Source organism: Streptomyces sp. NBC_00572 (assembly GCF_026341815.1).
Lineage (GTDB): Bacteria > Actinomycetota > Actinomycetes > Streptomycetales > Streptomycetaceae > Streptomyces.
Map to the genome: position 1 here is coordinate 4584017 of NZ_JAPENX010000001.1, position 23583 is coordinate 4607599.

28 protein-coding genes are annotated in these 23583 nt (G+C 71.0%); 20 read left to right on the plus strand and 8 right to left on the minus strand.

All coding sequences use genetic code 11. The annotated features are described in order from the left end of the window. Positions 1-82 precede the first annotated feature (82 nt). Complete coding sequence (ndgR, locus tag OG514_RS21305) at positions 83-799, minus strand: IclR family transcriptional regulator NdgR (RefSeq protein WP_015036427.1); 717 nt, start codon at positions 797-799, stop codon at positions 83-85. A 140-nt stretch (positions 800-939) separates the two neighbouring features. On the opposite strand from ndgR, the gene leuC reads away from it, so the two are divergent. The 4 genes from leuC (at position 940) to OG514_RS21325 (ending at position 4141) form a co-directional block, all read left to right on the plus strand. Then, positions 940-2364: a 3-isopropylmalate dehydratase large subunit gene (gene leuC / locus OG514_RS21310; protein WP_266897088.1), complete on the plus strand. Its 1425-nt coding sequence runs from the start codon at positions 940-942 to the stop codon at positions 2362-2364. Between the two features lie 6 nt (positions 2365-2370). Beyond that, positions 2371-2964 (plus strand): 3-isopropylmalate dehydratase small subunit, encoded by a 594-nt coding sequence (gene leuD / locus OG514_RS21315; protein ID WP_266897090.1) that lies wholly within the window; start codon positions 2371-2373, stop codon positions 2962-2964. Positions 2965-3068: 104 nt separating this feature from the next. Further along, entirely contained in the window at positions 3069-3296 is a 228-nt protein-coding gene (locus OG514_RS21320) for a hypothetical protein (protein ID WP_030325570.1), read from the plus strand. A 143-nt stretch (positions 3297-3439) separates the two neighbouring features. Further along, positions 3440-4141 carry an HU family DNA-binding protein gene (locus OG514_RS21325; protein WP_266897092.1) on the plus strand — a complete coding sequence of 234 codons (702 nt, stop codon included), beginning with the start codon at positions 3440-3442 and terminating at the stop codon, positions 4139-4141. Positions 4142-4231: 90 nt separating this feature from the next. On the opposite strand, the gene OG514_RS21330 is transcribed toward OG514_RS21325, so the two are convergent. Both OG514_RS21330 and cofC read right to left on the minus strand, forming a co-directional pair. After that, complete coding sequence (locus tag OG514_RS21330) at positions 4232-4441, minus strand: hypothetical protein (protein ID WP_266897094.1); 210 nt, start codon at positions 4439-4441, stop codon at positions 4232-4234. Positions 4442-4451: 10 nt separating this feature from the next. Then, positions 4452-5108, minus strand: coding sequence for a 2-phospho-L-lactate guanylyltransferase (cofC, locus tag OG514_RS21335; protein WP_266897096.1), 657 nt, complete (start codon positions 5106-5108; stop codon positions 4452-4454). 127 nt (positions 5109-5235) lie between these two features. On the opposite strand from cofC, the gene OG514_RS21340 reads away from it, so the two are divergent. The 3 genes from OG514_RS21340 to OG514_RS21350 all read left to right on the plus strand — a co-directional run bounded on the left by OG514_RS21340 (position 5236) and on the right by OG514_RS21350 (position 8266). Then, a complete protein-coding gene (locus OG514_RS21340) occupies positions 5236-5988 on the plus strand; it encodes a 1-acyl-sn-glycerol-3-phosphate acyltransferase (protein ID WP_266897098.1) in 753 nt (250 codons plus the stop codon). Further along, entirely contained in the window at positions 5985-6986 is a 1002-nt protein-coding gene (locus OG514_RS21345; protein ID WP_266897100.1) for an NAD(P)H-dependent glycerol-3-phosphate dehydrogenase, read from the plus strand. Before OG514_RS21340 ends, OG514_RS21345 begins: the two co-directional genes overlap by 4 nt. A 140-nt stretch (positions 6987-7126) precedes the next feature. Beyond that, complete coding sequence (locus OG514_RS21350; protein WP_266897102.1) at positions 7127-8266, plus strand: D-alanine--D-alanine ligase family protein; 1140 nt, start codon at positions 7127-7129, stop codon at positions 8264-8266. Between the two features lie 35 nt (positions 8267-8301). Here OG514_RS21350 and OG514_RS21355 read toward each other — a convergent pair whose 3' ends face one another. Together OG514_RS21355 and OG514_RS21360 are read right to left on the minus strand one after the other, a co-directional pair. Further along, entirely contained in the window at positions 8302-8781 is a 480-nt protein-coding gene (locus OG514_RS21355) for a DUF3515 domain-containing protein (protein ID WP_266900912.1), read from the minus strand. 23 nt (positions 8782-8804) lie between these two features. Beyond that, a complete protein-coding gene (locus tag OG514_RS21360) occupies positions 8805-9038 on the minus strand; it encodes an Lrp/AsnC family transcriptional regulator (RefSeq protein ID WP_015036438.1) in 234 nt (77 codons plus the stop codon). Positions 9039-9271: 233 nt separating this feature from the next. Between OG514_RS21360 and OG514_RS21365 the strand changes: the two genes are divergently transcribed. Together OG514_RS21365 and thiD are read left to right on the plus strand one after the other, a co-directional pair. Then, positions 9272-10234 (plus strand): thiamine-phosphate kinase, encoded by a 963-nt coding sequence (locus OG514_RS21365; RefSeq protein ID WP_266897104.1) that lies wholly within the window; start codon positions 9272-9274, stop codon positions 10232-10234. Next, a complete protein-coding gene (gene thiD / locus OG514_RS21370; protein ID WP_266897106.1) occupies positions 10231-11031 on the plus strand; it encodes a bifunctional hydroxymethylpyrimidine kinase/phosphomethylpyrimidine kinase in 801 nt (266 codons plus the stop codon). Before OG514_RS21365 ends, thiD begins: the two co-directional genes overlap by 4 nt. A gap of 136 nt (positions 11032-11167) precedes the next feature. Here the strand turns inward: thiD and rpmB are convergent, their stop codons facing one another. Further along, positions 11168-11353, minus strand: coding sequence for a 50S ribosomal protein L28 (rpmB, locus tag OG514_RS21375; RefSeq protein WP_015036441.1), 186 nt, complete (start codon positions 11351-11353; stop codon positions 11168-11170). Positions 11354-11590: 237 nt separating this feature from the next. Between rpmB and OG514_RS21380 the strand changes: the two genes are divergently transcribed. The 9 genes from OG514_RS21380 to mutM all read left to right on the plus strand — a co-directional run bounded on the left by OG514_RS21380 (position 11591) and on the right by mutM (position 20610). Next, on the plus strand, positions 11591-13207 hold the full coding sequence (locus tag OG514_RS21380) for a DAK2 domain-containing protein (RefSeq protein WP_266897108.1): 1617 nt from the start codon (positions 11591-11593) through the stop codon (positions 13205-13207). Positions 13208-13266: 59 nt separating this feature from the next. After that, positions 13267-15462: an ATP-dependent DNA helicase RecG gene (gene recG / locus OG514_RS21385; protein ID WP_266897110.1), complete on the plus strand. Its 2196-nt coding sequence runs from the start codon at positions 13267-13269 to the stop codon at positions 15460-15462. A 67-nt stretch (positions 15463-15529) separates the two neighbouring features. Next, positions 15530-16114 (plus strand): 16S rRNA (guanine(966)-N(2))-methyltransferase RsmD, encoded by a 585-nt coding sequence (gene rsmD, locus OG514_RS21390; protein WP_266897112.1) that lies wholly within the window; start codon positions 15530-15532, stop codon positions 16112-16114. A 26-nt stretch (positions 16115-16140) separates the two neighbouring features. Continuing rightward, positions 16141-16620, plus strand: coding sequence for a pantetheine-phosphate adenylyltransferase (coaD, locus tag OG514_RS21395; RefSeq protein WP_193384147.1), 480 nt, complete (start codon positions 16141-16143; stop codon positions 16618-16620). Positions 16621-16729: 109 nt separating this feature from the next. Continuing rightward, complete coding sequence (locus OG514_RS21400; protein ID WP_266897114.1) at positions 16730-17779, plus strand: ATP synthase F0 subunit B; 1050 nt, start codon at positions 16730-16732, stop codon at positions 17777-17779. A 160-nt stretch (positions 17780-17939) separates the two neighbouring features. Continuing rightward, positions 17940-18623, plus strand: a complete 684-nt coding sequence (locus OG514_RS21405; protein ID WP_266900913.1) for a DUF177 domain-containing protein — start codon at positions 17940-17942, stop codon at positions 18621-18623. A gap of 2 nt (positions 18624-18625) precedes the next feature. Continuing rightward, a complete protein-coding gene (gene rpmF / locus OG514_RS21410; protein ID WP_015036448.1) occupies positions 18626-18799 on the plus strand; it encodes a 50S ribosomal protein L32 in 174 nt (57 codons plus the stop codon). Positions 18800-18819: 20 nt separating this feature from the next. Continuing rightward, the gene (gene rnc / locus OG514_RS21415; protein ID WP_266897118.1) at positions 18820-19632 is read left to right on the plus strand and encodes a ribonuclease III; all 813 of its coding nucleotides are present in this window, start codon (positions 18820-18822) and stop codon (positions 19630-19632) included. Positions 19633-19749: 117 nt separating this feature from the next. Beyond that, positions 19750-20610 (plus strand): bifunctional DNA-formamidopyrimidine glycosylase/DNA-(apurinic or apyrimidinic site) lyase, encoded by an 861-nt coding sequence (mutM, locus tag OG514_RS21420; protein WP_266897120.1) that lies wholly within the window; start codon positions 19750-19752, stop codon positions 20608-20610. 21 nt (positions 20611-20631) lie between these two features. Here mutM and OG514_RS21425 read toward each other — a convergent pair whose 3' ends face one another. Next, complete coding sequence (locus OG514_RS21425; RefSeq protein WP_266897122.1) at positions 20632-21018, minus strand: helix-turn-helix domain-containing protein; 387 nt, start codon at positions 21016-21018, stop codon at positions 20632-20634. 134 nt (positions 21019-21152) lie between these two features. Here OG514_RS21425 and OG514_RS21430 point away from each other — a divergent pair, with 134 nt between their 5' ends. Next, positions 21153-21737, plus strand: a complete 585-nt coding sequence (locus OG514_RS21430; RefSeq protein WP_266897124.1) for a flavodoxin family protein — start codon at positions 21153-21155, stop codon at positions 21735-21737. Between the two features lie 267 nt (positions 21738-22004). Here OG514_RS21430 and OG514_RS21435 read toward each other — a convergent pair whose 3' ends face one another. Then, positions 22005-22970, minus strand: coding sequence for a CAP domain-containing protein (locus OG514_RS21435; protein ID WP_266897126.1), 966 nt, complete (start codon positions 22968-22970; stop codon positions 22005-22007). 201 nt (positions 22971-23171) lie between these two features. On the opposite strand from OG514_RS21435, the gene OG514_RS21440 reads away from it, so the two are divergent. Beyond that, positions 23172-23453 carry an acylphosphatase gene (locus OG514_RS21440; RefSeq protein WP_030325609.1) on the plus strand — a complete coding sequence of 94 codons (282 nt, stop codon included), beginning with the start codon at positions 23172-23174 and terminating at the stop codon, positions 23451-23453. The last annotated feature ends 130 nt before the right edge of the window (positions 23454-23583 follow it).

Genomic DNA, 23583 nt, shown 5'->3' on the forward strand with positions numbered 1-23583 from the left:
TGGACCGGAAGCGGGTACAACTCCGGCTCACCGCTGCGGCGTTGAAGCGGTGGGCCGGGACGAACAGAGGACAGGGAGAACGTCAGCCGGTGCGGCGGAGCGCCTCGGAGAGACGGGCGGCGGCGTCGATGACCGCCTGGGCGTGCATACGGCCCGGGTGGCGCGTCAGACGCTCGATCGGACCCGAGACCGACACGGCGGCCACCACGCGGTTCGACGGGCCGCGTACGGGCGCGGAGACGGACGCGACGCCCGGCTCCCGCTCACCGATCGACTGGGCCCAGCCGCGGCGCCGTACGCCCGACAGGGCCGTCGCCGTGAAGCGGGCGCCCTGGAGGCCGCGGTGGAGCCGCTCCGGCTCCTCCCAGGCCATCAGGATCTGCGCCGACGAGCCGGCCTTCATCGTCAGCGTCGAGCCGACCGGGACGGTGTCCCGCAGGCCCGAGAGACGCTCGGCCGCCGCCACGCAGATGCGCATGTCGCCCTGGCGCCGGTAGAGCTGGGCGCTCTCGCCGGTGACATCGCGCAGATGCGTCAGCACCGGGCCGGCGGTCGCGAGCAGGCGGTCCTCGCCGGCCGCGGCGGCGAGCTCCGCGAGGCGCGGTCCGAGGATGAACCGGCCCTGCATGTCACGCGCCACCATCCGGTGGTGTTCCAGTGCCACGGCCAGTCGGTGTGCCGTGGGTCGTGCGAGTCCCGTCGCCGCGACCAGTCCTGCGAGGGTGGCCGGACCGGACTCCAGGGCGCTCAGGACAAGGGCTGCCTTGTCGAGAACGCCTACGCCGCTAGAGTTGTCCATGCAACGATATTCGCGTCTCACTCTGTGAAACGCAAGTTCAATTTCCTGCGGAACTTGTCACTCTGGTGAGGCGGCCGCACAACGGCCCGCGAAACGGGTCTCTAGTTGTGCCGGCGTAGACGTCGGCCGGAGGGAAAGCGATGGGTAGGACACTCGCGGAGAAGGTCTGGGACGACCATGTCGTCCGGCGCGCCGAGGGCGAGCCCGACCTCCTCTTCATCGATCTGCACCTGCTGCACGAGGTGACCAGCCCCCAGGCCTTCGACGGCCTGCGCCAGAACGGCCGGCAGGTGCGGCGCCTCGACCTCACCATCGCCACCGAGGACCACAACACCCCGACCCTCGACATCGACAAGCCGATCGCCGACCCGGTCTCCCGCGCGCAGCTGGAGACCCTCCGTAAGAACTGTGCCGAGTTCGGCGTCCGGCTGCACCCGCTGGGCGACGTCGAGCAGGGCGTCGTCCACGTGGTGGGACCGCAGCTGGGCCTGACCCAGCCGGGTACCACCGTCGTCTGCGGCGACTCGCACACCTCCACGCACGGCGCCTTCGGCGCGCTGGCGTTCGGCATCGGCACCAGCCAGGTCGAGCACGTGCTCGCCACCCAGACGCTGCCGCTGGCCCGCCCCAGGACCATGGCCATCACGATCGACGGCGAGCTGCCCGAGGACGTCACCGCCAAGGACCTGATCCTGGCGATCATCACCAAGATCGGCACCGGCGGCGGCCAGGGCTACATCCTGGAGTACCGCGGCTCCGCCATCGAGAAGCTCTCGATGGAGGCCCGGATGACCATCTGCAACATGTCGATCGAGGCCGGCGCCCGCGCGGGCATGATCGCCCCCGACGAGACCACCTTCGACTACCTGAAGGGCCGCGCCCACGCCCCCGAGGGCGAGGACTGGGACGCCGCCGTCGCGTACTGGAAGACCCTGAAGTCCGACGAGGACGCGGTCTTCGACGCCGAGGTCGTCATCGAGGCCGCCTCCCTGGCGCCGTTCGTCACCTGGGGCACCAACCCCGGCCAGGGCGCGCCGCTTTCGGCGAACGTCCCCGACCCGGCTTCGTACGAAGACGCTTCGGAGCGCCTGGCCGCCGAAAAGGCCCTGGAATACATGGGGTTGACCGCCGGGCAGCCGCTGCGCGACATCAAGGTCGACACCGTCTTCGTAGGCTCCTGCACCAACGGCCGCATCGAGGACCTGCGCAACGCCGCCGGTCTGCTGGAGGGCCGCAAGGTCGCCGACGGCGTCCGCATGCTGGTCGTCCCCGGCTCGGTCCGGGTCGCCCTGCAGGCCGTCGAAGAGGGTCTGGACAAGGTCTTCAAGGAGGCCGGCGCCGAATGGCGGCACGCGGGCTGCTCGATGTGCCTGGGCATGAACCCCGACCAACTGGCTCCCGGTGAGCGCTCCGCGTCCACCTCGAACCGCAACTTCGAGGGCCGGCAGGGCAAGGGCGGCCGGACCCACCTGGTCTCGCCCCAGGTAGCCGCCGCCACCGCCGTCCTGGGCCATCTGGCCTCCCCGGCCGATCTGTCCGACGTCGCCACCACCGCGGGGGTCTGAGGAACCATGGAAGCTTTCACCACGCACACCGGCCGGGCCGTCCCGCTGCGCCGCAGCAACGTCGACACCGACCAGATCATCCCGGCGCACTGGCTCAAGAAGGTCACCCGCGACGGCTTCGAGGACGGTCTCTTCGAGGCCTGGCGCAAGGACTCGGAGTTCATCCTCAACCGCCCCGAGCGGCAGGGTGCCTCGGTCCTGGTCGCCGGCCCCGACTTCGGCACCGGCTCCTCCCGTGAGCACGCCGTCTGGGCGCTCCAGAACTACGGCTTCCAGACGGTCATCTCGGCCCGCTTCGCCGACATCTTCCGCGGCAACTCGCTGAAGAACGGCCTGCTCACCGTGGTCCTGCCGCAGGAGACGGTCGACGCGCTCTGGGAGCTGACCGAGGCCGACCCGACCGCCGAGATCACCGTCGACCTGGAGCAGCGAAAGGTCCTGGCCGCCGGGATCGACGCCGACTTCGAGCTCGACGAGAACGCCCGCTGGCGGCTGCTGAACGGACTCGACGACATCAGCCTCACCCTTCAGAACGAAGCCGACATCGCCACCTATGAGGCGGCACGACCGGCCCACAAGCCCCGTACAATTACGGTCTGAGCAGCGCTTTTCCAAGACTGCGCCCCCCACCGCCCGGTGGGGGGCGCAGTCGCTTGTTGAGACCCTGTCGGGCGACAACTCGCCCTAGATGGCACAATCGGTGCATGGAACGCGACAGCCAACTCGAGCTCTACGAGTCAGTCGCCGCCCGATTGAAGGAAGCGCACACAAGAGTGCGCTCACTGCAAGTCCCGGAGGGCGTAAGGATGGCGCTGTCCCGGAAGCTGCTGGTCGTGACGGCCGCGGCGAAGCACGATCTCAAGGACGCGGCAACGCGTCTGGACCGGTTGATGAAGGACCTCGACGAGGGCCGATTCCCAGAGGACGACTGACACCAAGAACTCCGCAGCGGATCTTCTGCGTTGCGGCACTAGGGTGATTAGCCCGTTTCGTGTTTGATTTGCGGTATATACATGCCTAACGTGCGAAAAAGCTTGAACACTTTCGTTCTGGCAATGTCTCCGAAGGGGAAGACGTGAACAAGGCGCAGCTCGTAGAAGCGATTGCCGACAAGATGGGCGGTCGCCAGCAGGCCGCCGAAGCCGTCGACCACGTGCTCGACGCCATCGTGCGTGCCGTGGTCGGGGGCGACCGGGTCTCGGTGACGGGTTTCGGCTCGTTCGAGAAGGTCGACCGTCCGGCCCGCTACGCCCGCAACCCGCAGACGGGTGAGCGGGTGCGGGTCAAGAAGACCTCGGTCCCGCGCTTCCGTGCCGGTCAGGGCTTCAAGGACCTGGTCAGCGGCTCGAAGAAGCTCCCCAAGGGCGGCGAGGTCTCCGTCAAGAAGGCTCCCAAGGGCAGCCTGACCGGTGGCGCCGCCTCCGCGACCGTGAAGAAGGCCGCCGCCAAGAAGGCCAGCACCGCCAAGAAGGCCGCCGCGAAGAAGGCGACCCCGGCGAAGAAGGCGACGACGGCGGCCGCGAAGAAGGCGACCCCCGCGAAGAAGGCCACCACGGCGGCCAAGAAGGCGACTCCCGCCAAGAAGGCCACCACGGCCGCCGCGAAGAAGACCTCCGCCGCCGCCAAGAAGACCACCACGGCCGCCGCGAAGAAGGCGACCAAGGTCACGGCCAAGAAGACCGCGCCGGCCGCGAAGAAGGCCACGGCGACGAAGGCGCCCGCCAAGAAGACGACGGCGCGCAAGACGACCGCCAAGAAGGCCGCCGCCAAGAAGTAGGACGAGCGGTAGACACCCGCCGGGCCGGGCTCCCCCCAGGGAGCCCGGCCCGCGGCGCGTCCGGGGCCCCAATGGCGGGGACCGGGCGCGTCAGAACGTCTGGAGCGTCACCAGGGTGATCCGCAGACCGGCGCCCGAGGTGCCCGGCTCCGCCTCGATCCGCACCCGCTGCCCCGGCCGCAGCAGCCGCAGCCCGCCCGCCTCGAAGGCCGCCACCCCGAACTCCACGGGGGTGCCGTCGTCGAGCAGCACACTGCCGCTGCGGGTCTCGGGGTCGTACGTGAACGCGGTCGCCTGCATGGACCGCAGCCTATCCGGCCGCCGACAGCCACCGGGCGGCCGTCCGCGGGCCGAGCCCCAGCGCCTCCGCCGCCGCCAGATCCTCACCGGTGTCCACGTCCCGGCGTACGGAATCCACCCCCGACAGCCGGATTTCCACGGCACCCGACGACAAATGCCGGAGCCGTGACGCACCTCCGAATGCCGGTTCCAATTCCACCCCCGGGCCCGCCGAGAGGAATGTCGTACCTATTTCGGCGGCATCCGCGAGAAAAGCCCTCGGAAATTTCCGGGCCGCGTCCAGGACCAGGGTGAGCTCCGCCGGCCGCAACGCCGGCAGGTCCGCGTTGAGCGTGGCCACGCGCGCGTACGGCCGCCGGGACCGTATGGCGCGGACCCCGTGCGCCAGCGCCGCGTTGAGCCCCGCCGCAGGGGCGTCCGGGACGGTCCGCGCTCCCAGGGCGGCGAGCGCCTCGGAGGCCGTCGGATCGTCCGTGACGACCACCACATCCCGTACCCGCGCGCAGTTCAGCACCGCACCCACGGTGTCCTCGGCGAACGCGAGCGCCAGCCGCGGGCGCAGCAGGGACCCGGCCGCCGCGGCCAGTCTGCTCTTCGCCAGGGCGAGGGGCTTCAGGGGCACGACCAGGGACCAGCCGTCGTCCGCATCCGTGTGTATGGCGTTCATCGGCCTCCATTCTGTCCCGCCCACGCGGTCCCGCGGGGGGCCCGGGGCGTACGGTGTCACTCGACAGAGCAGGAGCATGGGGCGACACTTGACCCCCTGCCAGCCAGTCCCGGAGAAAGGTGTACGAGTGCCCCGCCGCAGAATCGGCTTCTGGTACCGCCTCGCGGCGGTCATCGCCAAACCCCCCCTGGTGGTTCTGTTCAAGCGGGACTGGCGCGGTATGGAGCACATTCCGGCCGACGGCGGTTTCATCACCGCGGTCAACCACAACTCCTACCTGGACCCGCTGTCCTACGCGCATTACCAGTACAACACCGGCCGCGTCCCGCGCCTTCTGGCCAAGGCGGGCCTCTTCAAGACCCCCTTCGTCGGCATGATGCTCCGCGGCACGGGCCAGATCCCCGTCTACCGTGAGACGACCAACGCGCTCGACGCGTTCCGCGCCGCCGTCGACGCCATCGAACGCGGCGAGTGCGTCGCCTTCTACCCCGAGGGCACCCTGACCCGGGACCCCGACATGTGGCCCATGGCCGGCAAGACCGGTGCCGCGCGCGTCGCGCTGCTCACCCGGGCCCCCGTCATCCCGGTGGCCCAGTGGGGCGCCAACCTCGCGATGCCGCCGTACGCCAAGGAGAACAAGCTCAGCCTGTTCCCCCGCAAGACCCTGATCGTGCAGGCCGGTCCGCCCGTCGACCTCTCCCGCTTCTACGGACTCGAACCCACACCCGAGGTGCTCCGCGAGGCGACCGAGGTCATCATGGCCGCGATCACCGCGATCCTGGAGCAGGTCCGCGGCGAACAGGCGCCCGCCGAACCGTACGACCACCGCAAGGCGCGCCTGGAGCAGCGGCGCAAGGCCGCCGAAGGGGGCACCAAGTGACCAAGGCAGCCGTCTTCGGAAACGGATCCTGGGGTACCGCCTTCGCGATGGTGCTCGCCGACGCGGGCTGCGAGGTGAGCCTCTGGGGCCGCCGCGCCGAACTCGCCAAGGAGATCAACGCGACCCGGGTCAACCCCGACTACCTGCCGGGCGTCGAACTCCCCGCGGCGATCACGGCCACCGCCGACCCCGCCGAGGCCGCCCACGACGCCGACTTCACCGTCCTCGTCGTGCCCTCGCAGACCCTGCGCGGCAACCTCGCCGTCTGGGCGCCGATGCTCGCGCCCGACACGGTCCTCGTCTCCCTCATGAAGGGCGTCGAACTCGGCACCGCCAAGCGCATGAGCGAGGTCATCACGGAGGTCGCCGACGTGCCCGCCGAGCGCGTGGCCGTCCTCACCGGCCCCAACCTGGCCAAGGAGATCGCCGCCCGGCAGCCCGCAGCCGCCGTCGTCGCCTGCGTCGACGAGACGGTCGCGCAGCGGCTCCAGACCGCCTGCATGACCCCGTACTTCCGCCCGTACACCAACACCGACGTGGTGGGCTGTGAACTCGGCGGCGCGGTCAAGAACGTCATCGGGCTCGCCGTCGGCATCGCCAACGGCATGGGCCTCGGCGACAACTCCAAGGCCACGCTCATCACCCGGGGCCTCGCCGAGACCACCCGGCTCGGCCTCGCCATGGGCGCCGACCCGCTCACCTTCTCCGGCCTCGCGGGCCTCGGCGACCTCGTCGCCACCTGCTCCTCGCCGCTCTCCCGGAACAACACCTTCGGCACCAACCTCGGCCGCGGGATGACCCTCCAGGAGACGATCGCGGCCACCAAGCAGACCGCGGAGGGCGTCAAGTCCTGCGAGTCCGTGCTCGATCTGGGCCGCCGCCACGGCGTCGACATGCCCATCACCGAAACCGTCGTCTCGATCGTCCACGACGGGAAGCCGCCGGTCGTCGCCCTCAAGGAACTGATGTCGCGCAGCGCCAAGGCCGAGCGCCGCTGAGCGTCACCGGGCGCCGCCGAGCCCCCTCGGCCCTCGCCCGGTAGCCGCCCCGTGCCCCCTGCGCGCCGCTGAGCCGGACGCGCGCGAGGGGACCGGGGCCGCAAGGTCGTTCGGGACTCGCAAGGTACGCTCATCGCGATATGAGCGAGAACACCCAGAGCCCCCGTAAGCCGCGCGTGGCCGTCGTCTTCGGCGGACGCAGCTCCGAGCACGCCATCTCCGTCGTCACGGCGGGCGCCGTCCTGAGCGCCATCGACCGGGACAAGTACGACGTGCTGCCCATCGGCATCACGACGGACGGGCGCTGGGCGCTCACCGCCGACGCCCCCGAGCGCATGGCCATCGCCGACCGCGCCCTGCCCAACGTCGCCGACCTGGCCGAGTCCGAGGAGGGCGGTGTCGTCCTCTCCGTCGACCCCGCCAACCGCGAGGTCGTCCTCACCGAGCCCGGCGCCGTGCCGAGGGCCCTCGGCGAGGTCGACGTGGTCTTCCCGATGCTCCACGGCCCGTACGGCGAGGACGGCACCCTCCAGGGCCTCCTGGAGCTCTCCGGCGTCCCCTACGTCGGCGCCGGCGTCCTCGCCTCCGCCGTCGGCCAGGACAAGGAGTACATGAAGCGGGTCTTCGTCTCCTTCGGTCTGCCGGTCGGCCCGTACGAGGTCATCCGGCCGCGCGAGTGGGAGCAGAACCCCGCCGCCGCCCGAAAGAAGATCGTCGAGTTCGCCGCCGAGCACGGCTGGCCGCTCTTCGTGAAGCCGGCCCGCGGCGGCTCCTCCATGGGCATCACCAAGGTCGACGACCTCTCCGGCCTGGACGAGGCCATCGAGGAGGCCCGGCGCCACGACCCCAAGATCCTCGTCGAGTCGCTGCTGCGCGGCCGCGAGATCGAGTGCGGCGTCCTGGAGTTCGAGGACGGCCCCCGGGCCAGCGTGCCGGCCGAGATCCCGCCGGTCACGAACCACGACTTCTACGACTTCGAGGCCAAGTACATCGACTCGGCCTCCGGCATCGTGCCCGCGCCCATCGGGGACGATGCCACCGCCGAGATCCAGCGCCTTGCCGTCGCCGCCTACGAGGCGGTCTCCTGCGAGGGTCTGGTCCGCGCCGACTTCTTCCTCACCGAGGACGGCGACTTCGTCATCAACGAGATCAACACCATGCCGGGCTTCACGCCGATCTCCATGTACCCGCGCATGTGGCAGGAGAGCGGCGTGAGCTACCCGGAGCTCGTCGACCGCCTCATCCAGGCCGCGCTGAACCGCTCCACGGGCCTGCGCTGATCCGTAGCACCACGAAAAGACCGTGCCGCCGCCTCTCAGAGGCTGGGCGGCACGGTCTTCCCTACGGGCTCGGCGAGATCGGCGAGCGGCGTGATGTCGTGCGCGTACCGCTTGTCGAGCTGTACCTCGACGTACGTCTTCCGATACGTCGAGGTGAACCGGGGTCCGGCGCCCTCGGGGCGTTCCAGCATCCAGTTCACGCCGTTCGCCTCGATGCCCTGCGCCTTGGGATCGCTCATCTTTTCGGGCCGGGGCACCCCGCAGCGCAGTACGATCGCACCGTCACCCCAGCCGGCGGTCAGCTCGGAGCCGGGCTCCGGGTCACTCCGTTCCAGCCCCGCCAAGGTGTCGGGAAGCTCCTTCGCCAAGGCCTGGCAGAAGGCGGCCTCCGCCGCCGGTGGGCTGGGAACCTCGACGGACGCCGCGGCGTCCGACGAGGAGCAGCCGGCGACGGCCAGCAGCGAAACGACTGCCGTGACGGCGGCGGGCAGGCCGAAGGGCCGGTGGGAAGACATCACCGGCCAAGCGTAGACGGGGGCTACAGATGAACGACCGGGCAGGTGAGTGTGCGCGTGATGCCGTCCACTTGCTGGACCTTGGCGACCACCATGCGGCCGAGCTCGTCGACCGTGTCCGCCTGCGCGCGCACGATGACGTCGTACGGACCGGTCACGTCTTCCGCCTGGAGCACCCCCGGAATCTTGGAGATGGTGTCGGCGACGGTCGACGCCTTGCCCACCTCGGTCTGGATGAGGATGTACGCCTGAACCACGGAACCTCCAGGGCGACCACGAGGATCTTGTGGGAGAAAGGGACGCCACGGTACCGCGTCGCCGCGGGCCGCGGGGAGACCTGCGTGTCCCGAGGCGCTCGCGGGGTGGCGTACGCAGGACAGAAGTTGACGGTCTACTTGACGGTACCCAGCACGGTGACGGCCCGCGACCCGCGGCGCGAACAGACGCGCCCCCGCCCGCCGGCCGGCACGAAGACACGAGGTGAGGCGCGGTGAAGGGCACAGTCGGAGAGCTGGGCGAGTTCGGGCTCATCAGGGAGCTCACGTCCCGGCTCACCTCCACCCCGGCGGTACGGATCGGGCCCGGCGACGACGCCGCGGTCGTCTCCGCCCCCGACCGGCGCGTGGTGGCCAGCACGGACATCCTCCTCGAAGGACGTCACTTCCGCCGCGACTGGTCGACGGCGTACGACGTCGGCCGCAAGGCCGCGGCACAGAACCTCGCCGACATCGCGGCCATGGGCGCGGTCCCCACCGCGCTCCTCCTCGGCCTGGTCGTCCCCGCCGAACTCCCCGTCACCTGGGCCACCGAACTCATGGACGGCCTGCGCGACGAATGTCAGGTCGCGGGCGCGGCGGTGGTCGGCGGCGACGTCGTCCGGGGCGACACGATCATGGTCTCCATCACCGCCCTCGGCGACCTCCGCAACCACGACCCGGTCACCCGGGGCGGCGCCCAGCCCGGCGACGTCGTCGCCTACACGGGCTGGCTCGGCTGGTCCGCCGCCGGATACGCGGTGCTCTCCCGGGGCTTCCGGTCCCCGCGCGCCTTCGTCGAGGCCCACCGCAGGCCCGAACCGCCGTACCACGCGGGTCCCGCCGCCGCCGGGCTCGGCGCCACCGCCATGTGCGACGTCAGCGACGGCCTCATCGCCGACCTCGGGCACATCGCCGAGGCCAGCAAGGTCCGCATCGACCTGCGCTCCGGCCTCATCGACGTCCCCACCCAGATGAACGACATCGGCCAGGCCGTCGGTGTCGACCCCATGCAGTGGGTGCTCACCGGGGGAGAGGACCACGCCATCGTGGCCACCTTCCCGCCCGACGTGAAGCTGCCCGCCCGCTGGAAGGTCATCGGCGAGGTCCTCAACCCCTCGGCGCTGCCGCAGGTCACCGTGGACGGCGCGCCCTGGCACAGCGTGGGCGGCTGGGACCACTTCGGGGAGACCGAGTGACCTCCCGGCCCCCGCTCGTGCTGACCGTCGCCGGATCCGACTCCGGCGGCGGCGCCGGCATCCAGGCCGACCTGAAGACGATGCTCGCGCTCGGCGTCCACGGCATGAGCGTGCTCACCGCTGTCACCGCCCAGAACTCGCGGGGTGTCCAGGGTGTCTGGGAGCTGCCCGTGGAGGCCGTACGCGCCCAGTACCGGGCCGTCGCCGACGACATCGGCGTCCAGGCCGTCAAGACCGGCATGCTGGCTTCCGCGGCCCTCGTGGAGACCGTCGCCGAGCTGCTCGGCGACACCGGCGCCCCGGTCGTCGTCGACCCGGTCGGCGTCTCCAAGCACGGGGACTCCCTGCTCGCCGCGAGCGCGCTCGACTCCGTCCGCACGAAACTGCTGCCCCGGGCCACCGTCGCCACCCCCAACCTGGACGAGGTGACACAGCTCACGGGCGTCCACGTCGTCCACGAGGCCGACATGCGGGTCGCGGCCGAGGCGATCCTGTCGTACGGGCCGCGCTGGGTCCTCATCAAGGGCGGCCACCTGCCCACCGGCCAGGAGGCCGTGGACCTGCTCACGGACGGCTCGGAGGAGCACTGGCTGCGCGCCCCGCGCCACGACAACCGGCACACCCACGGGACGGGCTGCACGCTCGCGTCCGCGGTGGCGTCCGGGCTCGCCAAGGGACTCCCGGTACCGGAGGCGGTGCGGGAGGCCAAGGAGTACGTGACGGGGGCGATCGGCGCCGGATTCGCGCTGGGCGCGGGCATCGGGCCGGTCGATCACGGCTGGCGGTTCAGGGACTGAGGGTTTCCGGAGGTCTCCGAAAGGGGCCTTCGGCCGCTCGACCGTTTCCGGGCAAGGCAAAAGGCCGGTTCACCTAGGTGAACCGGCCTTTCAAGGCAACCGCAGGGGCTGCGCTACGACAGAACACGCGTCGCAATTAGCGCGAGACCTTGCCGGCCTTGATGCACGAGGTGCAGACGTTGAGCCGCTTCGGCGTCCGACCGACCACGGCACGCACACGCTGGATGTTCGGGTTCCAGCGACGGGGCGTACGGCGGTGCGAGTGCGAAATGTTGTTGCCGAAGCCCGGCCCCTTGCCGCAGACGTCGCAGTTGGCAGCCACGGGTCACTCCAAAGACTTCAGAATTACAGTGAAATCCGGCGCACCGGAATCAGGAGTCTGAAGTGGCTTGCCGGGGGATGGCCCGGTGTGGAACCGGGCAACCGAAGCAGCATACAACGCCTGCTTCGGTGGAACGAAACTACCACGGTCTCGGCCGACCTCGCCTCGGGCCCAGGTCACGAGCCGGACACCTCGGGTCTACCCTGCGGTGAGCTCACCGCCGAAGGAGGACCCCCGTTGTCGCGAGCCCTTCAGCCCTTCGAGGAGCTCGTCGAGCTCGACGCCGAGGCGGTCAGGTCCTGGTGCGCGCGGGCGCTCGACGCGCTCGGCCGGGAGCGCGAGGAGATCGACGCGATCAACGTCTATCCCGTGGCGGACGGGGACACCGGCACCAATCTGTACCTGACGGCGGAAGCCGCCCACCAGGCCGTCGAGGCCGTCTTCACCGCCTCCGCACCCGAACCCGACACCGCCGAGACGGTACGGGCCATGGCCCACGGCGCCCTGCTCGGCGCCCGCGGCAACTCCGGCACGATCCTCTCCCAGCTCCTGCGCGGCATGGCGGGCGTCCTCGCCGAGGGATGTGACGGTGATCACCTGGCCCGCGCCCTCGCCGAGGCCGCGAGCGCGGCCCGGCAGGCCGTCGCCCACCCCGTCGAAGGCACCATCCTCACCGTCGCGAGCGCCGCCGCCGGGGCCTGCGCCGCCGGCGGAGGACTCGTCGACGTGGCCAGGAACGCCCACCACGGGGCCAGGACGGCCCTCGCGGCCACCTCCGGGCAGCTCGACGTCCTCGAACGCGCCGGAGTCGTCGACGCGGGCGGCAGGGGCCTGGTGACGGTCCTCGGCGCCCTCCTCGAAACCGTGACCGGCCAGACCCCGCCCCCCGCCGCCACGGCCCCGCTCATGCCCGCGCCCCGCGAGGAGTGCCCCGCCGAGGACGGGCCCGCCTACGAGGTGATCTACCTCCTGGAGGCCGAGGACGCGGCCGTGGAGCTGCTCCGGTCCCGGCTCGACGCCCTGGGGGAGTCCCTCGTCGTCGTCGGCGGCGACGGACTGTGGAACGTCCATGTGCACGTCGACGACGCCGGCGCGGCCGTCGAGGCAGGAGTCGAGGCCGGCCGGCCGCACCGCATCCGGATCACCCACTTCGCCGCCGACGCGACCGCCACCGCAGGACGCGGGGAACGCGCCCAGCGCGCGGTCGTCGCCGTCGTCCCCGGCGAGGGCCTCGCCGGGCTCTGCGCCGAAGCGGGCGCGACCACCGTACGGACCATGCCCGGCGAACAGCCCGCCGGCGACGAACTCCTCGACGCGATCCGACGGGCCCACGCGCGCGAGGTCGTCCTCCTGCCCAACGACACCGACCTGCGCCGGACCGCCGCGGCCGCCGCCGAACGCGCCAGGGCCGAGGGCATCCGCGTCGCCCTCATCCCCACCAGGGCCGCCGTCCAGGGCATCGCGGCCCTCGCCGTCCACGAACCCGACCGGCGCTTCGACGAGGACGTCGTCGCCATGACGGCCGCCGCCGGAGCGACCCGCTACGCCGAACTCGCCGTCGCCGAACGCCAGTCCTTCACCTCGGCCGGCGTCTGCCAGGCCGGCGACATCCTCGGCCTCATCGAGGGCGACGTCGCCGTCATCGGCAAGGACCTCACCGACACGGCCCGCACGGTCCTGGACCGGATGCTCTCCGCGGGCGGCGAACTCGTCACCCTCGTCGTCGCCGACGACACCCCGCCCGGACTCGCCCCCGACCTGGAGGCCCACGTCCGGCGCGGCTACCTCGCCGTCGACACCACCACGTACCACGCGGGCGAGGGCGCACCGCCCCTGCTCATCGGGGTGGAATAGGCGCCGTTCCGGGAGGTCGTCCACAGCCTTCCGCACGCGTGTCAGTCCCGTGGTGTGCAATGGATGGCGTGCCCGCGCTCGACGAACCACTCAGCAAGAAGTCCCTCGGCCCCGCCACCGCAAAGGTCCTGGCCGAGGCACTCGACCTGCACACGGTCGGGGACCTGCTCCACCACTACCCCCGCCGGTACGCCGAGCGCGGGGAGCTGACCACCCTCTCCGACCTGCCGCTCGACGAGCACGTCACGGTGGTCGCGCAGGTCGCCGACGCCCGTGTGCACACCTTCAACGGCTCCAAGGGGCGCGGCCAGCGCCTCGAAGTGACCATCACCGACGGCAGCGGCCGCCTCCAGCTGGTCTTCTTCGGCAAGGGCGTCCACAAGCCGCACCACGACCTGCTGCCCGGCACCCGCGCGATGTTCGCCGGCAAGGTCTCGCTCTTCAACCGGCGCCTGCAGCTCGCCCACCCGTCGTACGAACTCCTCCGCGGCGACGGCGAGGAGGCCGTCGACGTCTGGGCCGGCGCGCTCATCCCGATCTACCCGGCCACCACCAAGATGGAGTCCTGGAAGATCGCCAAGGCGGTCGACGCCGTCCTGCCCAGCGCCGTCGACGCCGTCGACCCGCTCCCCGACGCCCTGCGCGAGGGTCGCGGCCTCGCCGAGCTGCCCGACGCCCTCCGGCTCATCCACCGGCCCCGCACCAAGGCCGACATCGCCACCGCGCGCGAGCGCCTCAAGTGGGACGAGGCCTTCGTCCTCCAGGTCGCCCTCGCCCGCCGCCGGCACGCCGACACCCAACTCCCCGCCGTCGCCCGGCGACCCGCCCCCGACGGCATCCTCGACGCCTTCGACGCCAAGCTCCCCTTCACCCTCACCGACGGCCAGCAGAAGGTCTCCAAGGAGATTTTCGACGACCTCGCCACCGAACACCCCATGCACCGCCTGCTCCAGGGCGAAGTGGGCTCCGGAAAGACGATGGTGGCGCTGCGCGCCATGCTCGCCGTCGTCGACTCCGGGGGACAGGCCGCCATGCTCGCCCCCACCGAGGTCCTCGCCCAGCAGCACCACCGCTCGGTCACCGAGATGATGGGCGAGCTCGCCGAGGGCGGGATGCTCGGCGGCGCCGAGCGGGCCACCAAGGTCGTCCTGCTCACCGGGTCCATGGGGGTTCCCGCCCGCCGGCAGGCCCTGCTCGACCTGGTCACGGGGGAGGCCGGCCTCGTCATCGGCACGCACGCGCTGATCGAGGACAAGGTCCAGTTCCACGACCTGGGACTGGTCGTCGTCGACGAGCAGCACCGCTTCGGCGTCGAGCAGCGCGACGCCCTCCGGGGCAAGGGGAAGCAGCCCCCGCACCTCCTGGTGATGACCGCCACCCCCATCCCGCGCACGGTCGCCATGACCGTCTTCGGCGACCTGGAGACCTCCGTCCTCGACCAGCTGCCCGCCGGACGCTCCCCGATCGCCAGCCATGTCGTCCCCGCCGCCGACAAACCGCACTTCCTCACGCGCGCGTGGGAGCGGGTCCGCGAGGAGGTCGAGAAGGGCCACCAGGCCTACGTGGTCTGCCCCCGCATCGGCGACGAGGAGGACCAGAAGAAGAAGGCCAAGGCGTCCGCCGAGGACGAGGCCGAGAAGCGCCCGCCGCTCGCCGTCCTCGACATCGCCGAGAAGCTCCGCACCGGCCCCCTCACCGGACTCCGGATCGCCGTCCTGCACGGCCGGATGCACCCGGACGACAAGGACGACGTGATGCGCCGCTTCGCCGCCGGCGAGCTCGACGTCCTGGTCGCCACCACCGTCATCGAGGTCGGCGTGAACGTCCCCAACGCCACCGCCATGGTGATCATGGACGCCGACCGCTTCGGCGTCTCCCAGCTCCACCAGCTCCGCGGCCGCGTCGGCCGCGGCTCCGCCCCCGGCCTCTGCCTCCTCGTCAGCGAGATGCCCGAGGCCACCCCCGCCCGCCAGCGCCTCGCCGCCGTCGCCGCCACCCTCGACGGCTTCGAGCTCTCCCGCATCGACCTCGAACAGCGACGCGAGGGCGACGTCCTCGGCCAGGCCCAGTCCGGCGTCCGTTCCTCCCTGCGGGTCCTCACCGTCATCGAGGACGAGGAGGTCATCGCCGCCGCCCGCGAGGAGGCCACCGCCCTCGTCCTCGCCGACCCCGACCTCACCGCCCACCCCGGCCTGCGCACCGCCCTCGACGCCCTGCTCGACAAGGACCGGGAGGAGTACCTGGAGAAGGGCTGACCACACGGTGTGGACCGCGGTCATATCCTGAGACGTACGCACTGGACGACGCAGGACGAGGACACCGATGACTCGCGTGATCGCCGGCACGGCCGGCGGGCGCCGCCTGGCAGTGCCGCCCGGCAACGGCACCCGACCCACCTCCGACCGGGCGCGCGAGGGCCTCTTCTCCACCTGGGGAGCGTTCCTCGGCACCCTCGACGGGACACGGGTCGCCGACCTGTACGCGGGCTCCGGCGCCGTCGGCCTCGAAGCGCTCTCCCGGGGAGCCGCCCACGCCCTCCTCGTCGAGGCCGAACCGCGCGCCGCGAAGACCATCCGCGAGAACATCTCCTCGCTCGGTCTGCCCGGCGCCGAACTCCGCACCGGCAAAGCGGAACAGATCGTGACGGGACCGGCGCCTTCCGACCCGTACGACCTGGTCTTCCTCGACCCGCCGTACGCCGTCTCCGACGAGGAACTCCGCGAGATTCTCCTCACACTGCGCTCGGGGGGCTGGCTGAGCGAGGATGCCCTCGTCACCGTGGAGCGCAGCACCAGAGGCGGAGAATTCGGCTGGCCGGCCGGTTTCGAACCACTGCGGGCCCGTCGTTACGGCGAGGGAACGTTTTGGTACGGTCGCGCCGCCTCTACGTGCGAAGACGCACGATGACCGGACCGGAGAGCGAGGGACCCAAGTTGCGCCGCGCCGTCTGTCCGGGGTCATTCGACCCCATCACCAACGGACACCTCGACATCATCGCCCGCGCCTCCAAGCTGTACGACGTCGTACATGTCGCGGTGATGATCAACCAGTCGAAGAAGGGCCTGTTCACGGTCGACGAGCGGATCGAGTTGATCCGCGAGGTGACCGCCGACTTCGGCAACGTCGAGGTGGAGTCCTTCCACGGACTGCTCGTCGACTTCTGCAAGCAGCGCGACATCCCCGCCATCGTCAAGGGACTGCGCGCGGTCAGCGACTTCGACTACGAGCTGCAGATGGCCCAGATGAACAACGGCCTCACGGGCGTGGAGACCCTCTTCGTCCCCACCAACCCGACCTACAGCTTCCTCTCCTCCTCACTGGTCAAGGAGGTCGCGGCCTGGGGCGGCGACGTCTCCCACCTGGTCCCCCCGACGGTCCTTCCCCGGCTCACCGAGCGCCTGGCGCAGAAGTGACGCGCGGCCACCGTCGCTGACGCTCCGTCATCTGGTGTCGGACGGGCGCCGACTGCCCTTACAGTCGTCCCGTCCGTCTCCATCCAGCTGAGAGAGTGGCGAGCACCCGGTGGACGTACAGAAGAAGCTCGACGAGATCGTCGCGACCGTGCAGGGCGCCCGCTCCATGCCCATGTCGGCATCCTGCGTGGTCAACCGGGCCGAGCTGCTCGCCCTGCTCGAAGAGGTACGGGAGGCCCTGCCCGGCTCCCTCGCCCAGGCCCAGGAGCTGATCGGCGGCCGCGAGCACATGGTCGAGCAGGCCCGCCAGGAGGCCGACCGGATCATCGAGGCCGCCCACGCCGAGCGCGGCTCGATCGTCTCCGACACCCAGGTCGCCCGGCAGTCGCAGGAGGAGGCCGACCGGATCCTCTCCGAGGCCCGCCGCGAGGCGGAGGAGGTCCGCGCCGAGGCCGACGACTACGTCGACTCCAAGCTCGCCAACTTCGAGGTCGTCCTCAACAAGACCATCGGCTCCGTCGACCGGGGCCGCGAGAAGCTCCTCGGCCGCGGTCCCGGCCTCGACCAGGACGGCTACGCGGACGAGGACGCCCCCGAGTACAGCGCCGACCCGCAGACTCTGATCCACCGGGCCGACGAGTACGTCGACGCCAAGCTCGGCGCCTTCGAGGCGGTGCTCAGCAAGACCCTGGAGGCCGTCGGGCGGGGCCGTCAGAAGCTGCACGGCCGGATCGCCAGCGACGCCCTGGGCGAGCACATGGCCGCCCAGGACGGTCTCGGCGGCACCGTGCACACCAGTGACTCGGACTACCTCGCCGGACTCGCGGAGCTCTCCGACCCCGAGCCGGTGCAGATCCCGGCCCAGCAGCAGCCCCAGCCCGACCCGTACGCGGGCTACCAGCAGGTGCAGCAGCCCGACCCGTACGCCGGCTACCAGCAGGTCCAGCAGCAGCCCGACCCGTACGCGTACCAGCAGCAGCCGCCGCAGCACACCGACCCGTACGGCTACCAACAGCAGGACCCGTACGCGTACCAGCAGCCGGTCCAGCAGCAGGTCCACCAGCAGCAGGGCGCCTCGCTCGACGAGACGAGCTTCTTCGACACGAGCATGATCGACCTGGAGCAGCTCCGACGGTACGAGCAGGGCCAGGGCCACTAGGGCCCGTCCGGCGGATCAAGGCCGGACCGTCCCGGGCAGGGGCAGGGGCGGTAAGCCCTCAAGGCCCGGATTGGGCCCTGAGCGAAGCGTCCAGTATCCTGGCTCTTCGGTCGCGCGTAGTCCGCGATCCTTGCTGCCCACGTTCGGCAGCCTCCTCACGATGCGACACGATTCGAAAGCAGGAAGAGCCCTGAGCACGCGCCTTGACCACCGCAACCCCCTCGTGTTCGACACGCACGAGCTCGGGCGGCGTCCTGGTGCCCTCCTGCGGCTCTCGCGTTCGATCGAGGCCCCCAGGGACCTGGGCGTCGAAGGAGTGATCGGAGTGCCCGAGGGCGCTCCGGTGGAAATCGATCTCCGTCTTGAGTCGGTCATGGAAGGGGTGCTTGTCACAGGCACCGCCCGTGCATCGGCCGAGGGGGAGTGCGTAAGGTGTCTGGAGCCCGTCGAGCTGGAGCTCGATGTGGACTTCCAGGAGATGTTCTCGTACCCCGACTCCGACGACCGGGGCCGCTCCAAGGCGGCCGCGGACGACGAAGCCGAGGCCGACGAGGACATGATCCCCCTCGAGGACGGCATGTTCGACCTCGAACCCGTGCTGCGTGATGCGGTGGTGCTCGCACTTCCGATGCAGCCGGTGTGCCGGGAGGACTGTGCAGGCCTGTGTTCCGAGTGTGGAACCAACCTGAACGAGAACCCGGGCCACCACCATGATGCCGTCGACGCTCGTTGGGCGGCATTGCAGGGACTCGCCGGTTCGCTGGGAACCGATGAGAAGGACAACATGAGCGGCAAAGCCTCTGACGGGGACGTCCGAAGCGCCGCCGAGAAGCAGGAGAAGTAGCCGTGGCTGTTCCGAAGCGGAAGATGTCGCGCAGCAACACGCGCCACCGCCGGTCGCAGTGGAAGGCTGCGGTCCCCACCCTGGTTTCGTGTGAGCGTTGCCAGGAGCCGAAGCTGCAGCACATCGCGTGCCCGAGCTGCGGCACCTACAACAAGCGCCAGGTCCTCTCGGTCTGATTGGGCTGGTGAGAGGCGCAATGTCTGAGTCCCGCAAGACGGACGACAAGACGGACCATGCCTCGTCCCACACGCTTCTGGAAGGGCGGCTCGGCTATCGGCTCGAGTCCGCCCTTCTGGTGCGTGCGCTGACCCACCGTTCGTACGCGTACGAGAACGGCGGTCTGCCCACCAACGAGCGGCTGGAGTTCCTCGGGGACTCCGTGCTCGGCCTGGTGGTCACGGACACGCTGTACCGGACCCACCCCGACCTGCCGGAAGGCCAGCTGGCCAAACTGCGGGCCGCGGTGGTCAACTCTCGTGCGCTGGCGGACGTGGGGCGCGGACTTGAACTCGGCTCCTTCATCCGGCTCGGCCGGGGCGAAGAGGGCACGGGTGGCCGGGACAAGGCGTCCATCCTCGCCGACACCCTTGAAGCGGTGATCGGTGCGGTCTATCTCGACCAGGGCCTCGATGCGGCGTCCGAGCTGGTGCACCGGCTCTTCGACCCGCTGATCGAGAAGTCCTCGAACCTCGGTGCCGGCCTGGACTGGAAGACCAGTCTCCAGGAGCTCACCGCGGCCGAGGGCCTGGGTGTTCCGGAATACCTCGTCTCCGAAGAGGGCCCGGACCACGAGAAGACGTTTACTGCTGCCGCCCGCGTCGGTGGTGTCTCGTACGGCACCGGCACCGGCCGCAGCAAGAAGGAAGCGGAACAGCAGGCGGCGGAGTCCGCATGGCGCGCGATTCGCGCGGCGGCGGACGAACGCGCGGCGGCGGCCAAGGCCGCGGCCGAGGCGGGAACGGGAGCGGTCTCCGACCCCTCTACGACCGCCCACCGGGCATCGGCCTGACGGCCGAAACCCTCGCTTCCCGAGAACCCCGCCCCAGGGCGGGGTTCTCGTCTTTTCCGCCGATTGCGCGGCGGTAGGGTTGAACCGCTGTCGAAGACGTACGTCCGGAGGAGTCCCGTGCCCGAGCTGCCCGAGGTCGAGGTCGTACGGCGCGGTCTGGAGCGCTGGGTCGCCGGGCGGACCGTGACCGAGGTCGAGGTGCTGCACCCCAGGGCCGTACGGCGTCATCCGGCGGGTGGCGCGGACTTCGCGGCCCGGCTGAAGGGACAGCGCTTCGAGGTGGCGCGCCGGCGCGGCAAGTACCTCTGGCTGCCGCTCGCCGAGACCGGCGTCTCCGTCCTCGGACACCTCGGCATGAGCGGGCAGCTGCTCGTCCAGCCGGAGGACGCCGCGGACGAGAAGCACCTCCGCATCCGGATCCGGTTCGACGATTCCGCCGGCACCGAACTCCGCTTCGTCGACCAGCGCACCTTCGGCGGGCTCTCGCTCCACGACCAGACGCCCGACGGGCTGCCGGACGCCATCGGGCACATCGCCCGTGACCCGCTGGACCCCGAGTTCGACGACGCCGCCTTCCAGAGCGCGCTGCGCCTGCGCCGTACGACGGTCAAGCGGGCACTGCTCGACCAGTCGCTGATCAGCGGCGTCGGCAACATCTACGCCGACGAGGCGCTCTGGCGCTCCCGGCTGCACTACGACCGGCCGACGGCCACCCTCACCCGCCCGCGCTCGGCCGAACTCCTGGGGCACGTCCGGGACGTGATGAACGCGGCCCTCGAAGTCGGCGGCACCAGCTTCGACAGCCTGTACGTGAACGTCAACGGCGAGTCCGGCTACTTCGACCGCTCGCTCGACGCCTACGGTCGCGAGGACGAGCCCTGCCACCGCTGCGGTACGCCGATGCGGCGCAGGGCGTGGATGAACCGCTCCAGCTACTTCTGCCCGCGCTGCCAGCGCCCCCCGCGCGCGAGCGCCTGAGGAATCAGGCGCCTGAGGGAATCAGGCGCCGACCGGCGCCTCGCGCTCCGCGTCGTAACTCTCCCGGGCCGCCTCGACCTGGGGCATACGGCCCTCCACCAGCTGGATCAGGCCGATCAGCCGCTCCGCGATCTCGCGGCCGAGCGGGGTGAGCCGGTAGTCGACCCGCGGCGGGTTCGTGGGCTGCGCCTCGCGATGGACGAGTCCGTCGCGCTCCAGGGCGTGCAGGGTCTGCGACAGCATCTTCTCGCTCACGCCGTCGACCCGGCGCCGCAGCTCGTTGAACCGGAACGTCCCGTCGTGCAGGGCGCCCAGCGTCAGGCTGCCCCAGCGGCCCGTCACGTGCTCCAGCGTGCCGCGCGAGGGACAGGCCCGGGCGAACACGTCGTAGGCGAGGTCGTCAGTCATGCCCTCCACCGTACTCCCGCGCAGCGCTTACCGCCATGAGTGCGCTCACCGATAGGTTGCGCTATCGAAAAGTTAGTGCTCTACTTCTGGTCATCCGGTCCCCACGGATCCGTCCCCGCTCAAAGGAGCCTCTTGTGACCACCCCCGTCGTCTCCATCGCCTACCACTCCGGCTACGGCCACACCGCGGTCCTGGCCGAGGCCGTCCGTGACGGCGCCGCCGACGCGGGCGCCACCGTCCACCTGATCAAGGTCGACGGCATCACCGAGGCCGAGTGGGAGCTGCTCGACTCCTCCGACGCGATCGTCTTCGGCTCCCCGACCTACATGGGCACCGCCTCCGGCGCCTTCCACCAGTTCGCCGAGGCCTCCTCGAAGCGCTGGTTCGCCGACGCCTGGCTGGACAAGCTCGCCGCCGGCTTCACCAACTCCGGCTCCAAGAGCGGCGACAAGCTGCACACCCTGCAGTTCTTCCAGATCCTCGCCGGTCAGCACGGCATGACCTGGGTCAACCTCGGCCTCAAGCCCGGCTGGAACACCAGCGAGGCCTCCGAGAACGACCTCAACCGCCTCGGCTTCTTCTCGGGCGCGGGCGCCCAGACCCACAGCGACCTGGGCCCCGAGGGCGTCCACAAGGCGGACGTCGCCACGGCCGAACACCTCGGCCGCCGCGTCGCCCTGACGGCCCGCACCTTCGCGGCCGGCCAGGCCGCCGCCTGACCTCCCCGCACACCACCGCGTACGCGAACGGGCCCCGCCACCGGGAAGGTGACGGGGCCCGTTCGCGTATCCGGCCGGTCCGCCGGCGCAGTTGCCGAGGTGGTGAGGGGGTCTCGGACTCCATCCTGGAGAACGACCCTTTGGTGCGGGGGCACATCTACGGCCGCTAGGCCGGCGGATCGCAGACGCGGAATGGGCCGCCCCGGGTGCCGATCACGGCCCCGGGACGGCCCACACGCATGCTGAGAGCTCTGACCTGCGGGAGGCTCAGTAGCCGAAGTCCTGGGTCCACCAGGGGCCGCCGTCGCCGAAGTGGACGCCGACGCCCAGGGTGGTGAAGTCGCAGTTCAGGATGTTGGCGCGGTGGCCGTCGCTGTTCATCCAGGACTCCATCACGGACGCCGCGTCCGCCTGGCCGCGGGCTATGTTCTCGCCGCCGAGGCCCGAGATGCCCGCCTTCTCGGCACGTGCCCACGGCGTTGCGCCGTCCGGGTCCGTGTGGTCGAAGAAGCCGCGGGCCGCCATGTCCGAGCTGAACGCCCCGGCCAGTGCGGCGAGCCGCGCGTCGGCGCTCACCGGTGAGCAGCCCACCTTGGCGCGCTCGGCGTTGACCAGTCGGACGACCTCCGCCTCGGCGGCCACGCCGCGGTCGGCGGTGGAAGGGGCCGAGGTCTTCTCGACCGGGGCCTCGGTCGTCGGGTCCGGCTTCGGCGCCGGGGCCTTCGTGGAGGGCGCGGCCGTGATCCGCGGGGCGGCCGGCTTGGTGGTCGGCGCCTTGGTCGGGGCCTTGGTCGGCGCCTTCGAAGGGGTCTTCGACGGGGTCGGCGTCGCCTTCGGGGTCGGCTTCGCGGACGGGGTGGCCGACGGCGAGGTCGTCTTGCCCTTGTCCGTACCCGCGCTCGCCTTCGTGCTCGTACGGGCGCTGCCCGAGGAGGCCGAGTCGGAGGTCGGGGTCTCGGTGGACCCGCCCTGGGTGGTCAGCTCCGGGGCCTGCCGCGACTGGCTCGGGCGCTCGCTCGTGCCGGCGCTGCCGACCGTGAAGGTGTCCCCGCCGGGCAGCAGGCCCGAGGTGACGGCGATGGCGCCCACCGCGACGGCGGCGGAGGCCCCGAGCAGGCCGGTGCGCAGGGGCGCACCGCGCCGCTTGCGGCGGGTACCCCGGTGCCGGCGGTCCGTACCGTCCGCGTAGTCTTCGGCGGCGGGTGCGGCTCCGGCGCGACGGTGGCGTCCCATCTGGTCTGCCTTCCTCTGCTGGTCCTGTGCGGGTCCTGCTGGCCTTTGCTGATCTTTGCTGGCCTTTGCTGTCGGCACCGCTTCGGGCCGCCAGTCGAACAGCGCACGCCCGAACGGGTGGGGCGTGTTCGGTCGGGACTGTAGTCCATGCGGGCCGGGGGCGATGTGCTCATCTGGCAATCCGCCCGATAACGTGCAGTCATGAGTGACGACGTTCGGATGACCGCCTGGGTACGCGGCCGGGTACAGGGAGTGGGCTTCCGCTGGTTCACCAGGGCAAACGCTTTGGAGATCGGCGGCCTCGTGGGCTTCGCCCTGAACCTCGACGACGGCCGGGTACAGGTGGTGGCCGAAGGGGCGCGTGAGAATTGCCACCGTCTGCTCGCCTGGCTCCACTCCGCCGACACACCCGGGCGCGTGGACGGCGTCACTGAGATCTGGGCCACCCCGCGCGGTGGCTACGACGGCTTCGCCATCCGCTGACGATCACTCTCCGACACCTCTTCCGGTGACCGAGAGAGGTGCCGGGAAGACGCGCGGTAACAGCCGTGCAGCGGGGAAAGCGCCTGGTGGTTGCCAAGAAGCGCCCGTCGTGGAAGGCTGCCCGGTAAGG